The 12,795-nt window shown below is 71.4% G+C and carries 13 protein-coding genes and 1 tRNA gene; 6 read left to right on the forward strand and 8 right to left on the reverse strand.

Annotated elements, in window-relative coordinates:
* Window positions 1–88: 88 nt before the first annotated feature.
* Window positions 89–163 (reverse strand) — tRNA-Cys (locus AC0682_RS18065).
* A 416-nt stretch (window positions 164–579) separates the two neighbouring features.
* Between AC0682_RS18065 and AC0682_RS18070 the strand changes: the two genes are divergently transcribed.
* From AC0682_RS18070 to AC0682_RS18095, 6 genes are all read left to right on the forward strand, one after another.
* Window positions 580–2,031 (forward strand): MFS transporter, encoded by a 1,452-nt coding sequence (locus AC0682_RS18070; RefSeq protein ID WP_478533910.1) that lies wholly within the window; start codon window positions 580–582, stop codon window positions 2,029–2,031.
* A 44-nt stretch (window positions 2,032–2,075) separates the two neighbouring features.
* A complete protein-coding gene (locus AC0682_RS18075) occupies window positions 2,076–2,273 on the forward strand; it encodes a CopG family transcriptional regulator (RefSeq protein WP_381059006.1) in 198 nt (65 codons plus the stop codon).
* Window positions 2,273–2,656, forward strand: a complete 384-nt coding sequence (locus tag AC0682_RS18080; protein ID WP_478533822.1) for a type II toxin-antitoxin system death-on-curing family toxin — start codon at window positions 2,273–2,275, stop codon at window positions 2,654–2,656. The genes AC0682_RS18075 and AC0682_RS18080 overlap by 1 nt, the downstream gene beginning before the upstream one ends.
* A gap of 156 nt (window positions 2,657–2,812) precedes the next feature.
* Window positions 2,813–4,600 carry a DEAD/DEAH box helicase gene (locus tag AC0682_RS18085; RefSeq protein ID WP_478533823.1) on the forward strand — a complete coding sequence of 596 codons (1,788 nt, stop codon included), beginning with the start codon at window positions 2,813–2,815 and terminating at the stop codon, window positions 4,598–4,600.
* A gap of 433 nt (window positions 4,601–5,033) precedes the next feature.
* The gene (locus tag AC0682_RS18090; RefSeq protein ID WP_478533824.1) at window positions 5,034–5,678 is read left to right on the forward strand and encodes an IclR family transcriptional regulator; all 645 of its coding nucleotides are present in this window, start codon (window positions 5,034–5,036) and stop codon (window positions 5,676–5,678) included.
* A gap of 259 nt (window positions 5,679–5,937) precedes the next feature.
* Window positions 5,938–6,726 (forward strand): S16 family serine protease, encoded by a 789-nt coding sequence (locus AC0682_RS18095; RefSeq protein ID WP_478533825.1) that lies wholly within the window; start codon window positions 5,938–5,940, stop codon window positions 6,724–6,726.
* On the opposite strand, the gene AC0682_RS18100 is transcribed toward AC0682_RS18095, so the two are convergent.
* The 7 genes from AC0682_RS18100 to AC0682_RS18130 all read right to left on the reverse strand — a co-directional run bounded on the left by AC0682_RS18100 (window position 6,686) and on the right by AC0682_RS18130 (window position 12,776).
* Window positions 6,686–8,053, reverse strand: coding sequence for an MFS transporter (locus AC0682_RS18100; RefSeq protein ID WP_478533826.1), 1,368 nt, complete (start codon window positions 8,051–8,053; stop codon window positions 6,686–6,688). The genes AC0682_RS18095 and AC0682_RS18100 overlap by 41 nt on opposite strands.
* A gap of 24 nt (window positions 8,054–8,077) precedes the next feature.
* Window positions 8,078–8,266 carry a hypothetical protein gene (locus AC0682_RS18105; RefSeq protein ID WP_478533827.1) on the reverse strand — a complete coding sequence of 63 codons (189 nt, stop codon included), beginning with the start codon at window positions 8,264–8,266 and terminating at the stop codon, window positions 8,078–8,080.
* Between the two features lie 41 nt (window positions 8,267–8,307).
* Window positions 8,308–8,925: a helix-turn-helix domain-containing protein gene (locus AC0682_RS18110; RefSeq protein ID WP_478533829.1), complete on the reverse strand. Its 618-nt coding sequence runs from the start codon at window positions 8,923–8,925 to the stop codon at window positions 8,308–8,310.
* A gap of 87 nt (window positions 8,926–9,012) precedes the next feature.
* On the reverse strand, window positions 9,013–9,969 hold the full coding sequence (locus AC0682_RS18115; protein ID WP_478533831.1) for a glycine betaine ABC transporter substrate-binding protein: 957 nt from the start codon (window positions 9,967–9,969) through the stop codon (window positions 9,013–9,015).
* A gap of 35 nt (window positions 9,970–10,004) precedes the next feature.
* Window positions 10,005–10,874 carry an ABC transporter permease gene (locus AC0682_RS18120; RefSeq protein ID WP_478533832.1) on the reverse strand — a complete coding sequence of 290 codons (870 nt, stop codon included), beginning with the start codon at window positions 10,872–10,874 and terminating at the stop codon, window positions 10,005–10,007.
* Window positions 10,871–12,136, reverse strand: coding sequence for a betaine/proline/choline family ABC transporter ATP-binding protein (locus tag AC0682_RS18125; RefSeq protein WP_478533834.1), 1,266 nt, complete (start codon window positions 12,134–12,136; stop codon window positions 10,871–10,873). Before AC0682_RS18125 ends, AC0682_RS18120 begins: the two co-directional genes overlap by 4 nt.
* Entirely contained in the window at window positions 12,129–12,776 is a 648-nt protein-coding gene (locus tag AC0682_RS18130) for an ABC transporter permease (RefSeq protein ID WP_478533835.1), read from the reverse strand. Before AC0682_RS18130 ends, AC0682_RS18125 begins: the two co-directional genes overlap by 8 nt.
* Between the last annotated feature and the right edge of the window lie 19 nt (window positions 12,777–12,795).

The raw sequence follows: 12,795 nt of genomic DNA on the forward strand, positions 1-12,795 counted from the left end.
GGGCTGGTGCGGCCTGGGAGGGTGGGCGGGGACGCGGGGAGGGCCCCCCCGCCCGACGGGGCCCCCCTCACCGCGTACGCGCTTCCTCTGGAGGCCGTGACCGGATTCGAACCGGTGTAACTCGAGTTGCAGTCGAGCCCCTGAGCCTCTCGGGCACACGGCCAAGCGGTTGCTGCTTCGTGATCGACGTTAGGGGGCGGGGGGAGGGGGCGACAAGGGAAAGGGCGGGTACGCCATACGACTGCCATACGGCGTTCACGCACGGCCCTGAGGCCTACGACCAAGGGACGATCACGAGTGGGCACAGCGACAGGGCTCAAACCGTTCCACGCCCCTTACTCTGGGGAAATGACCGCCCCCGAACAGCGCGACGGCACCGATGCCCCGCGCCCCGCGCCGACCGACCTACCGCCGCCACCGTACGAGCGCCGCCGAGCCGCACGGCCGCACGACCGCCGTCAGGCCGGCGGGTCCCGGGCCGGTGTGGCCCAGGGCGGTCCCGCCGACCCGGACACCGGGCTGCCCGCGGACCTTCCCGCCGACCTGAAGACCGGGATACCCGGCGACGTGCGGCCCGGCATGCCGGACACCCTGCCCGGCGATCCGGGCGGGGCGGTCGCGGAGGCGGCCGCCGAGGGGGTGCTCGGGCGGACCTACCGGGCGCTGAGCGTGGGCATCGTCTCCGTGGTGTTCCTCATCGCGTTCGAGGCGACGGCGGTCGGTACGGCGATGCCGGTGGCCGCGCGCGAGCTGCACGGCATCCCGCTCTACGCGTTCGCCTTCTCCGCGTACTTCACCACCAGCCTCTTCGCCATGGTGCTCTCCGGCCAGTGGGCCGACCGGCGCGGCCCGCTCCAGCCGCTCGCCACCGGGATCACCGCCTTCGGCGTGGGGCTGCTGCTCTCCGGGGCGGCGGGCTCCATGTGGGTCTTCATCGCGGGCCGGGCGGTCCAGGGGCTCGGCGGCGGGCTGGTGATCGTCGCCCTGTACGTGGTCATCGGGCGGGCCTATCCCGAGCGCATCCGGCCCGCCATCATGGCCGCCTTCGCCGCGAGCTGGGTGATCCCGTCCGTGGTCGGGCCGCTGGCCGCCGGGACGGTGACCGAGCAGCTCGGCTGGCGGTGGGTCTTCGTCGGGATCCCCGTCCTGATCGTGATCCCGCTGGCCCTGGCCCTTCCGCAGATCCGCCGGATGGCCTCGGGCCCGGCGGACCCGGACGCGCCGGCGCAGCCGTACGACCGCCGGCGTATCCGCTTGGCGCTGGGGATCTCGGCGGGGGCCGGGCTGCTCCAGTACGCGGGCCAGGAGCTGAACTGGCTCTCCCTGCTCCCCGCCGCCGCCGGTGTCGCGCTGCTGGTGCCCGCCGTACGGGGCCTGCTGCCCACCGGGACCGTACGGGCGGCGCGCGGGCTGCCGTCGGTGATCCTGCTGCGCGGGGTGGCGGCCGGTTCGTTCATCGCGGCCGAGTCCTTCGTCCCGCTGATGCTGGTGACCCAGCGCGGCCTGACCCCGACCATGGCGGGCCTCTCCCTGGCGGTGGGCGGGGCGACCTGGGCGCTCGGCTCGTTCGTCCAGTCCCGGCCGCGCCTGGAGCCGTACCGGGAGCGGCTGATGGTGAGCGGGATGGTGCTGGTGGCCGCGTCCATCGCCGTCGCCCCCACTGTGCTGATCGAGGCGGTCCCGGTCTGGATCGTCGCCGTGGCCTGGGCCTTCGGCTGCTTCGGCATGGGCATGGTCATCGCCTCCACCAGCGTCCTGCTCCTGAAGCTCTCGGCCCCCGAGGAGGCGGGCTCCAACTCCGCCGCCCTCCAGATCTCCGACGGCCTCTCCAACGTCCTCCTCCTGGCCCTCGGCGGCGCCGCCTTCGCCGCCCTCGGCGGCAAGGCCCTGGGCGCGGCGGCCCACGGCACGGCGGCGACCGGCGCCACGGGCTCCCACCCGATGGCCTTCGCGGCGGTGTTCGTGCCGATGGCGGTGGTCGCGGTGGTGGGGGCGTGGGTGGCTACGCGGGTCGTTGTACGGGAGAAGTAGCAGTATCACTCTGGCCCCATGAGTGGTACCTTTCTGGTATGGCTATGAATCTGCGCATACGCGAGGACCAACAGGAAGCGCTGAAGCTCCGTGCCGAGCAGGAGGGCCGCAGCATGCACGCCATAGTGCTGCAGGCGATCGACCGCTATCTGGAGGTCGAGGCCGACCGGGAGTCGGTCCGTCGGCTCGGTGCGAAGTACGCGGTGCACCACGCCGAGCTGCTGCGGAGGCTGGGGGAGTAGTGAAATACCTGACGGTCCAGGAAGTTCTGGACCTGGCGGAGCTGGCGTGCGGGGGGCAACAGGTTGCGGTGCGTGACTTGGGGCTGCTCAGCTCGGCGGTCCACCGGCCCCAGTCGCAGATGTTCGGTGTCGAGGCGTACACCGACCTTTTCCAGAAGGCCGCCGGGCTGTTGCAGTCGCTGGCCGTGAACCGCCCGCTCATCGACGGCAACAAACGCATGGCGTGGATGTCCACCGTTGTGTTCCTCGACATCAACGGGACCGACATGGTCGGGGTCGACCAGGACGAGGCGTACAAGCTCGTCATCGAGGTGGCCATGGGCAGCCTGGAGGATGTGGACCTGATCGCGGGGCGGCTGAGGGCGTTGCACGACGCGATGTGAGCACCGTCTCGTCCGGCTCCGGCGCGGCTCGTTCGTACCGGGTTTCAACCGGGCCCCCGGTAGGGTGGCCCGGTTGTCGTATCGCGGGCCGGGCCCCTCGGACCGGGTGCGGTACGGGCAGCGCCCCACGTACCCGAGAGCCTCGAACCGGAGACCGTGACTACTACCACCGCCTCCTCCCATCACCTCTCACCCGCCTTTCCCGGCCGCGCCCCCTGGGGCACCGCCGGGAAGCTGCGAGCCTGGCAGCAGGGCGCCATGGAGAGGTACGTCCAGGAGCAGCCGCGCGACTTCCTCGCCGTCGCCACGCCCGGCGCCGGGAAGACCACCTTCGCGCTGACCCTCGCGTCGTGGCTGCTGCACCACCATGTCGTCCAGCAGATCACCGTGGTCGCCCCGACCGAGCACCTCAAGAAGCAGTGGGCGGAGGCGGCCGCCCGGATAGGGATCAAGCTCGACCCGGAGTACAGCGCCGGTCCGCTCAGCAAGGAGTACCACGGCGTCGCCGTCACCTACGCGGGTGTCGGCGTCCGCCCCATGCTGCACCGCAACCGGTGCGAGCAGCGCAAGACGCTCGTGATCCTGGACGAGATCCACCACGCCGGTGACTCCAAGTCCTGGGGCGAGGCCTGCCAGGAGGCGTTCGACCCGGCGACCCGGCGGCTCGCGCTGACCGGTACGCCGTTCCGCTCGGACACCAACCCGATCCCCTTCGTCCAGTACGAGGAGGGCAACGACGGCATCCGCCGCTCCTCCGCCGACTACACCTACGGCTACGGCAACGCGCTGGCCGACGGCGTCGTCCGCCCCGTGATCTTCCTCAGCTACAGCGGCAACATGCGCTGGCGCACCAAGGCCGGTGACGAGATCGCGGCCCGGCTCGGCGAGCCGATGACCAAGGACGCCATCGGCCAGGCCTGGCGTACCGCGCTCTCGCCCACCGGCGACTGGATCCCCAATGTGCTGGCCGCCGCCGACAAGCGGCTCACCGAGGTCCGCAAGGGCATCCCGGACGCGGGTGGGCTCGTCATCGCGACGGACCAGGAGGCGGCCCGCGCGTACGCCAAGATCCTGAAGAAGGTCACAGGCGAGACCCCGACGGTCGTCCTCTCCGACGAGAAGGCCGCCTCGAAGAAGATCGACAAGTTCAGCGCGGACACGTCGCGCTGGATGGTCGCGGTGCGCATGGTGTCCGAGGGCGTCGACGTGCCCCGGCTCGCCGTCGGCGTGTACGCGACCACCATCTCCACCCCCCTCTTCTTCGCCCAGGCCGTCGGCCGCTTCGTGCGCTCCCGCAGGCGCGGTGAGACCGCCTCCGTCTTCCTGCCGACGATCCCGATGCTCCTCGACTTCGCCAACGAGATGGAGGTCGAGCGCGACCACGTACTCGACAAGCCGAAGAAGGGCAGCGACGAGGAGAACCCGTTCGCGGAGGAGGACCAGCTCCTCGCCGACGCCGAGAAGCTGGAGGACGAGGAGACCGAGGACCAACTCCCTTGGGAGGCACTGGAGTCGGACGCGGTCTTCGACCGGGTGCTGTACGACGGCGCCGAGTTCGGCATGCAGGCCCACCCCGGCTCCGAGGAGGAGCAGGACTACCTGGGCATCCCCGGCCTCCTGGAGCCCGACCAGGTGCAGCTCCTCCTCCAGAAGCGGCAGAGCCGGCAGATCGCGCACAGCCGCCAGAAGCCGGCCGAGGAGGCCGACCTCCTGGAGAAGCCCGCCGAGGCCCGCCCGGTGGTCACCCACAAGCAGCTGCTGAGCCTGCGCAAGCAGCTCAACACCATGGTCTCCGCCTACACCCACCAGAGCGGCAAGCCCCACGGCGTGATCCACAACGAGCTGCGCCGCGTCTGCGGCGGCCCCCCGAGCGCCGAGGCGACGGCCCATCAGATCCAGACCCGGATCGCCAAGGTCCAGGAGTGGGCGACCCGGATGACGTGACGCGCGGGTGTCCCCTCCGCCCCGTGCGGCCCGTTCCGGTTCCTCCGGAACGGGCCGCACACGTATTTGTGGACACCTCGATCCACGGTGGGTCGACGCCGGTTCACGCGGAGTGCGCGCCGGGCCGCCGTCGCGTCTCTCGACCTGGACGCGCGTAGATGTTCGCGTTGCGGACGCCACCGCGCTGACCGGCGGTTATGTCGTACGGTCGAGGCCCGGTCCGCGGGAGCGCCCGGATTCTGGACGAGGGCTTCCGCTGAGCGGACTGGCTCGCTACTGTCCCGGCCATATGAACGCCCCGTGGCAGAGCCGCCGCGGAGCGCAGCCGGTGCCTATGGCCAGACCGGCGGCCTCTCCGTGCGTCGCCGCTGGGACCGGTGTCGCAACCCCCGGAACAGGGCCGCCGTCGCTCACCCGAAGAGGAGAGGGCGTCGTGACAGCGGAGACTTCCCAGACGCTCGACCGAGGACTGCGGGTCCTCAAACTGCTCGCCGATACCGACCACGGCCTGACCGTCACCGAGTTGTCCAACAAACTCGGGGTCAACCGGACGGTCGTCTACCGGCTGCTCGCCACCCTGGAGCAGCACGCCCTGGTCCGCCGCGATCTGGGCGGCCGCGCCCGGGTCGGACTCGGGGTGCTGCGGCTGGGCCGACAGGTGCACCCGCTCGTCCGGGAGGCCGCGCTGCCCGCGCTGCGCTCCCTGGCCGAGGACATCGGGGCCACCGCCCACCTCACGCTCGTCGACGGCAGCGACGCCCTCGCGGTCGCCGTCGTCGAGCCCACCTGGACCGACTACCACGTGGCCTACCGGGCGGGCTTCCGGCATCCGCTGGACCGCGGGGCCGCAGGCCGCGCCATCCTGTCCGCCCGCCGGCACACGAAGGCCGGCCACCCCGGCTACACCCTCACCCACGGCGAACTCGAAGCCGGCGCCAGCGGGGCGGCCGCGCCGCTGGTCGGGGTCTCGGGGGTGGAGGGGAGCGTCGGCGTGGTCATGCTCGCCGACGCCGTACCGGAGCGGGTCGGGCCCAGGGTGCTCGACGCGGCGAGGGAAGTGGCGGACGCGCTGCGGTAGGGCGTAGGAAGGGGACGCCCGTTCCGCATGCACGGGGACGGGCCGGGCGCAGGGGGAGCGCGACAGGAGCGCGAGCGGGCGGGGGCGCGGTCGGGCGTGCGCGGGTGTGTTCCCGTACGTCCGGCGCCGTGCGTGTTCGCGTACGTGCCCCGCTCCGTCCTTCCGGCCTCCGGTCCCGCTCCCGTACATGCGGCGGTCACGGGAGCGACGGCGTACGCCTGGCGCTTTCCCGCCCCCGCGCGGCGGCTAGATTGGACGTGTGCTCACTCGTCTCTCGCGCCCCCGCGCCCTCGCCCTCTGCGCGCTGCCCGTTCTCGCCCTGTTCGGCACGGCGGCCTTCGCGCCGCTCCCGTTCACCCTGGCGCAGCCCGGGGTGACGGCCGACGTGCTCGGCATGGACCGTGGCAAGCCGGTGATCACCATCACCGGCGCCGAGACCCGGACCACCGAGGGGCAGCTGCGGATGACCACGATCGTGGCCACCGGGCCCAAGGCGGACGTCCGGATCGGTGACGTGCTGGACGGCTGGTTCCGTACGGACCGTGCGGTCATGCCCCGGGACTCCGTCTACCCGACCGGCGGCTCCGAGAAGGAGATCGAGCAGCACAACCTGAACGACATGAAGGAGTCCCAGAACGTCGCCGTCGACGCGGCCCTGAACCAGCTGAAGCGCGAGCCCGGCTCGATGCGGGTGAGCGTGGACCTCGGCGACATCGGCGGGCCCAGCGCAGGTCTCTTCCTCTCCCTCGGCATCATCGACAAGCTCGACGGCGACGGAAGGGGCGGCGACCTCACCGGGGGCCGCACCATCGCAGGTACGGGGACGATCACCGCGGACGGCAAGGTCGGCGCGGTCGGCGGGGTCTCCATGAAGACCCAGGCCGCCCACCGCGACGGGGCCACCGTCTTCCTCGTCCCCAAGGCCGAGTGCCGCGAGGCGGAGGCCGAGCGCCCCGACGGCCTCCGGCTGATCCCCGTCACGACCCTGGGCGGCGCGGTGGACGCGCTCAGGGCGCTGGAGAGCGGTGGCAAGGTCCCGAGCTGCTGACCGGCCGGGACTCCGGCGCGGCCGACGGCGGCGGTACGGGGACCCCCCGGCCGGTGTCCGGCGGTACGGGGACCCCCCGGGCCTCCGCCGCCTCCGCCTCCGGCTCCGGTCCTTCCATCGTCCGCCACGACGGGAACACCAGCGGACTCAGCGTCGCCAGGAAGTACACCCCGCCCATCGCCAGCAGTGCCCCCGAGGCGCCCATCCCCTCCACCAGCAGCCCGGCCGCCAGCCCGCCCAACGGCATCGCGAACTCGCAGCCCGCGGTCAGCGCTCCCGAGACCCGGCTCCGCAGCCGGTCCGGCACCCGCTCGTAGACCACCGTCGTCAGGATCGGGTTCAGCACCCCGCCCGCGATTCCGCCCAGCAGCATGGTCACCGCCAGCGGCAGCACCGTCCCGCTCACCCCGGCGACCAGGAACCTCGGCGCACCGCACAGGATCACGCACACCGTGAACACCGCCCGCCGCGAGAACCGGTGCCCCACCGCCCCGTACAGCAGCGCCCCTGTCAGTCCGCCCGCCCCGAACAGCGCGGTCAGCAGCCCGATGTCCCGCGCCCCGCCCAACTCGGCCTCGGCGTGCACCGGGAGCAGGACGGCGTTCCATCCCTGGTCGGTGCCGTTCATGAACATCACCATCACCACGACCGACAGCAGCAGCCGGTGGCCCAGCAAGTGGGCGTATCCCTCGCGGAGTTCGCAGCCGTACGTCCGCAGCGACACGGGCGCCTCGGCCTTGCGCGGCTCGGCCGCGCCCACCCCCCGTACGCCGAGGGCGACCAGAGCCGCGGAGAGACCGAACGTCGCCGCGTCCACCAGGAGTACGGTCTCCGATCCGGCGAAGGCGATCAGGACCCCGGCGAGCGCCGCGCCGACCATCCTGGCCCCGCGCGAGACCGCGTCGAAGAGGCTGGCGGCGCGGGGGAGCGTGGTGCCCGCGTGCTCCGCGAGGTCGGGGACGAGCACGTACCGGGCGGTGTTGCCCGGTGTGTGGGCGAACCCGTTCAGCGCCATCAGCGCGCAGAGCGTCCAGAAGGGGAGGGCGCCCGCGTGGTGCAGGAGCGGGATCGCGGCGACGGCGAGACCGCACACCGTGTCCGAGGCGACGGCGACCCGGCGACGGCCGATCCGGTCGATGAACGGCCCGCCGATCAGCGCGGCGAGGACGACCGGCAAGGTGGCGCAGAAGGCGACGACACCCGCTCGGCCCGCGCTGCCCGTGGTCTCCAGGACGAACCAGGGGACACCGATCAGCGTGAGTGAAGTCCCGGCGGTGGAGATGGAGTTGGCCGCCAGCGTGGCGGCCAGCGGTGCGCGGCGGTGCACGGTCGATTCCCCCGTCCGTCCGCGTCAGGCCGTACGGAAGTTCGTGTGCCTGCTCCCGGCCCCGCCGCTCTGTGTCAGCCGGAGGCCGACCTCGACCATCGCCCAGCCCACTCGGGTCCGGAGGCGGGGGCGAGGGATGCGGAACGTCCCAGCCTCGTCGCGGAGTTCGGCGGCACGGTCCGTGTGCAGGCGAAGGTGGATGTGGGCGTGCATGGGTAAGTCCCTTCTGTGCATGGGCTGTCGGGGTGGGCTGCTCATTCGGAGGGGCGCGGGAACGTGTGCAGGTGGGTCCGGACGACGGCCGCTCCCTCGGTGCCTTCCGGGACGCGGTCGCGGTAGCTCTCGACGAGTGCGTGCATCTTCTCGGCCAGTTCAAGGGCGAGTTCGGGTGTGAGGTGCATCGTGAAGTCGCTCAGATCCCAGCTCCGCTGCCACTCCTTCGGCCAGTCGTCCATCGTGCCCAGCCAGGTGTTCAGCTCCTGGGCGTGGGCGGTGGCCGTCTCGTGCAGGACGAAGTCGATGGCCCCGCGGACCTCCGGGTCGGCATGGTGCCGGAAGTCGCTGCTCTCGACCGTCGAACCCTGGTGCACCGACCGCCACCAGCGTTCGCGCCCCTTGCCCAACTCCGGTGCGTCCTCGACCAGTCCGGCCTCCGCCAACTGGCGCAGGTGGTAGCTGGTCGCCCCGCTGGACTCGCCCAGCCGCTCGCCGAGCCGGGAGGCGGTGGCGGGGCCGAACTCGCGCAGGGTGTTCAGCAGCCGGAGTCGCAGGGGGTGGGCGATGGCGCGCAGGGCGCGGGCGTCGATCTGGTGGATCTTCCGGTCAGTGGCTCCGCGGTGACGGGCGCGGGGAGGCCCCTCGTTGTCTGGCATACCCTGACAGTAGAGTTGCAAAGGTTGCTTTGCAAGGGTTTTTTGCAACGAACCCTTTGCAACTCTCGGCTTCGCCCCGGGGGAGCCTCACCCCTCCTCGATGAACCCCTCCGCCACCAGCCACTCCTTCGCCACCTTGTGCGGGTCCTCCCCCTCCACGTCCACCTTCGCGTTCAGGGTCCGGGCGACCTCCGTCGTCAGCTTCTTCGCCAGGGGGGCCAGCAGCTGGGCGATCACCGGGTACTTCTCGAAGGTCGCCAGGTGGATGACGGGGGAGGCGTTGTAGTTGGGGAAGAAGTACTTGTCGTCCTCCAGCACGTCCAGGTCCATCGCCTCGATCCGGCCGTCCGTGGTGAACACCTCGCCCAGCAGGCAGGAGTCGGACTCCGAGACCTGGGTGTAGATGATTCCGGCGTCCATCTTCTGGATGTTGGCGGCCGGGATCCTCATCCCGTACCGCTTCTCCATGCCGGGCAGCCCGTCGTCCCGTGAGGCGAACTCGTTCTCCACGCAGATCGTCACCGCGGACGGGTTCGTCCTCGCCAGCTCGGCCACGTCCGAGAGGGACTTCAGCCGGTACGTGGCGTTGTTCTTCTTGCTGATGGCCAGCGCGTAGGTGTTGTCGAGCGGAGCCGGCGGCAGCCAGACCACGCCGTTGCCGCGGTCCTCGTCCCGTACCGCCTCGTACTGCTCCTGCGGGTCCACGATCGGGTCGGCGTGGCCGAGGAAGGTGATCCAGCCGGTGCCGGTGTAGTCCCACTGGGCGTCGGCGTCGCCGTTGATGATGGCCTCGCGGGCGCTGATCGAGCCCGGCAGGTTCGTGCGGTCGATCACCTCCGCCCCGGCCGCCTTGAAGACCAGGCCGGTCATCTGGCCGAGGATGATGTTCTCGCTGAAGTTCTTCGACGTCACCGTGAGCGTCGCGCCCTTGAGCGGCTCGCCCCGCCCGACCGAGCCCGGGGAGACGTCGTCCACCATCGGGGAGCCGCTCTTGAGGCCGCAGCCGGCCGCCAGCAGGGCCAGCGTCAGTGAGAGGGCCGCCATCCTCCGTACCCGCGAGGGCCTTCCGTACGTACTTCTCACCGCTCCTCCAACCCGCGCGGCGTCAGCGCCAGTTCGGCCAGCGAGGCCAGCCAGTCCACCAGCAGCGCCAGCACCACCGTCAGCACCGACCCGATCACCAGCACCGGCATCCGCTGCGTCTGGATCCCCGAGGTGATCAGGTCGCCCAGGCCGCCGCCCCCACCGAACGTGGCCAGCGTCGCCGTGCCCACGTTCAGGACCAGGGCCGTACGGACGCCCGCCAGGATCAGCGGCACCGCGAGCGGCAGCTCCACCTTGAACAGGACGCCCCGCCCGGACATCCCCATCCCGCGCGCCGCCTCGATCATGTTCGGCTCGATCGCCCGCAATCCGGCCACCGTGTTGGAGAGCACCGGCAGCACCGCGTAGATCACGATGCCGATGATCGCCGTACGCGGGCCGATGCCCAGCCAGATCACCAGCAGCGCCAGCAGGCCGATCGCCGGGGTCGCCTGCCCGATGTTGGCCAGCGCCGTGAAGACCGGGGCCGCCTTCCGCAGCCGCCGCCGGGTCAGTGCGATACCGAGCGGGATCGCGATGATCAGCACCCAGAAGGTGGAGATCGCCGTCAGCCGGACGTGCTGCCACCAGCGCAGCTGCACGTTTCCGCCGGAGAGGGAGTTCTCCGCGATGGAGTCCAGGTGGATGTTGGTGATCCAGACGTACGTGACCACCAGGATGGCCACCAGGGCCAGGGGGAGGACGACCAGTTTCCGCCAGGTGATCCTGCGGGCCGGTGCGGACGGGGCGGGGGCGGGGTCGCTCTCCTCGTCGTGGAACGCGTGGCCCTTGACGTCGTGCTCGCCCGGCGGCCGGGTGGGGGTGACCGGGCCCTTGCCGGAGCCGGACTGGTGGCTGGGGCTCATACTCCGCCGCCACCCCCCTCCAGCTCCTGCTCGGTCCGGTGGACGCGGGCCTCCTCCAGCTCGTGCTGGTGCTCGATGGCGGTCAGCCGGTCGGCCTCCAGCAGCTCCTGCACGTTGTCCATCAGCGTCTTCATGTCGACGACCCCGATGAACTCGCCGCGCCGCCCGGTCACCGCCACCCGCCCCCCGCTGTCGGTCAGCACCGCCTCCAGCGCGTCGTGCAGCGTGGCGTCCCGGGTCACCGTGTCGTGCACCAGCTGTCCGGCCCGCGCCAGCGAACCGCGCGCCCGCATCAGGTCGCCGCGCCGCAGCCACTTGTACGGGCGGTTGCGGCGGTCCAGCATCAGCAGCTCGTTGTGCGGGCCGTTCCGCAGCTTGTTGAAGATCGTCTGGAGCGGGTCCTCGACCGTCACCGTCGGGAAGTCCGCGATACCCACATCCCGTACGCGGGTGAGGTTGAGGCGCTTCAGGGCCGCGCCCGCACCGACGAAACCGGAGACGAAGTCGTCCGTCGGGTTGGTGAGGATCGCCTCGGGGGTGTCGAACTGCGCGATGTGCGACCGCTCCCGCAGCACCGCGATCCGGTCGCCCAGCTTGATCGCCTCGTCGAAGTCGTGGGTGACGAACACGATCGTCTTGTGCAGCTCGTGCTGGAGCCGGATCAGCTCGTCCTGGAGGTGGTCGCGGGTGATCGGGTCGACCGCCCCGAACGGCTCGTCCATCAGCAGCACGGGCGGGTCGGCGGCCAGCGCCCGCGCCACGCCCACCCGCTGCTGCTGGCCGCCGGAGAGCTGGCGCGGGTAGCGGCCGTGGAACTCGCGCGGGTCCAGACCCACCAGGTCGAGCATCTCCTCCACCCGGTCCTTCACCCGGGACTTGGACCAGCCGACCATCTTCGGGACCAGGGCGATGTTCTCCGCGACCGTCATGTGCGGGAAGAGCCCGGACGACTGGATCGCGTACCCGATCTTGCGGCGCAGCTTCACCGGGTCGATGTCGGTGACGTCCTCGTCGCCGATCCTGATCCGGCCCGAGGACGGCTCGATCAGCCGGTTGATCATCTTCAGCGTGGTGGACTTCCCGCAGCCGGACGGGCCGACGAAGATCACGGTCTCGCCGGCCTTGATCTCCATCGAGACGTTGTCGACGGCCGGGTTCGGGTTGCCCGGGTACTTCTTGGTCAGGTCCTCCAGCTGGATCGTGGCCCCGGAGGTGGCCGCGGTCCCCTCCGCCGCAACGGCCTCGGTCTCGGTCTCAGGCACGGATCCCCCTCGGGATGGTCAGCCGTCCCAGCAGGACGTAGGCGGCGTCGAAGAGCAGGGCGAGCACGACGATGCCGAGCGTGCCCGCCAGGACCTGGTTGATCGCGTTGGCGCTGCCCAGCGAGGCGATGCCCCGGAAGATCTCGTTGCCGAGTCCGGGCCCGGAGGCGTACGCGGCGATGGCGGCGATCCCCATCAGCATCTGGGTGGAGACCCGGATCCCGGTCAGGATCGGCGGCCAGGCGAGCGGCAGCTCCACCCGGCAGAGCCGGGCTGTCCGGGACATCCCGATGCCCGTCGCCGCGTCCACCAGCGCCGGATCGACGCCCCGCAGCCCCACGATGGAGTTCCGGACGATGGGCAGCAGCCCGTACAGCGTCAGGGTGATCACCGTCGGCGCGACCCCGAGCCCCACCAGCGGGATCAGCAGGCCGATCGCGGCCAGCGAGGGGATGGTGAGGATCGTCGCCGTGGAGGTGATGGCCAGCGAACCGCCCCAGCCGCTGCGGTAGCTCACCACCCCGATGACCACGCCCAGCACGGTGGCGATGACCATGCACTGGAAGACCGCGCTGACGTGCTGGAAAGCGTCCGTCAGGAGCTGCTGGTGGCGGGTGGTCAGGTACTCCCAGAAGCTCACACGGCACTCCTTCGGCTCG

The organism is Streptomyces sp. NPDC043746, assembly GCF_056436485.1.

Coding starts and splice junctions, on each gene's coding strand:
- AC0682_RS18070 (WP_478533910.1), top strand. CDS start 580: ATGCCGGACACCCTGCCCGGCGATCCGGGCGGGGCGGTCGCGGAGGCG.
- AC0682_RS18075 (WP_381059006.1), top strand. CDS start 2,076: ATGAATCTGCGCATACGCGAGGACCAACAGGAAGCGCTGAAGCTCCGT.
- AC0682_RS18105 (WP_478533827.1), bottom strand. CDS start 8,266: ATGCACGCCCACATCCACCTTCGCCTGCACACGGACCGTGCCGCCGAA.
- AC0682_RS18110 (WP_478533829.1), bottom strand. CDS start 8,925: ATGCCAGACAACGAGGGGCCTCCCCGCGCCCGTCACCGCGGAGCCACT.
- AC0682_RS18115 (WP_478533831.1), bottom strand. CDS start 9,969: ATGGCGGCCCTCTCACTGACGCTGGCCCTGCTGGCGGCCGGCTGCGGC.
- AC0682_RS18120 (WP_478533832.1), bottom strand. CDS start 10,874: ATGAGCCCCAGCCACCAGTCCGGCTCCGGCAAGGGCCCGGTCACCCCC.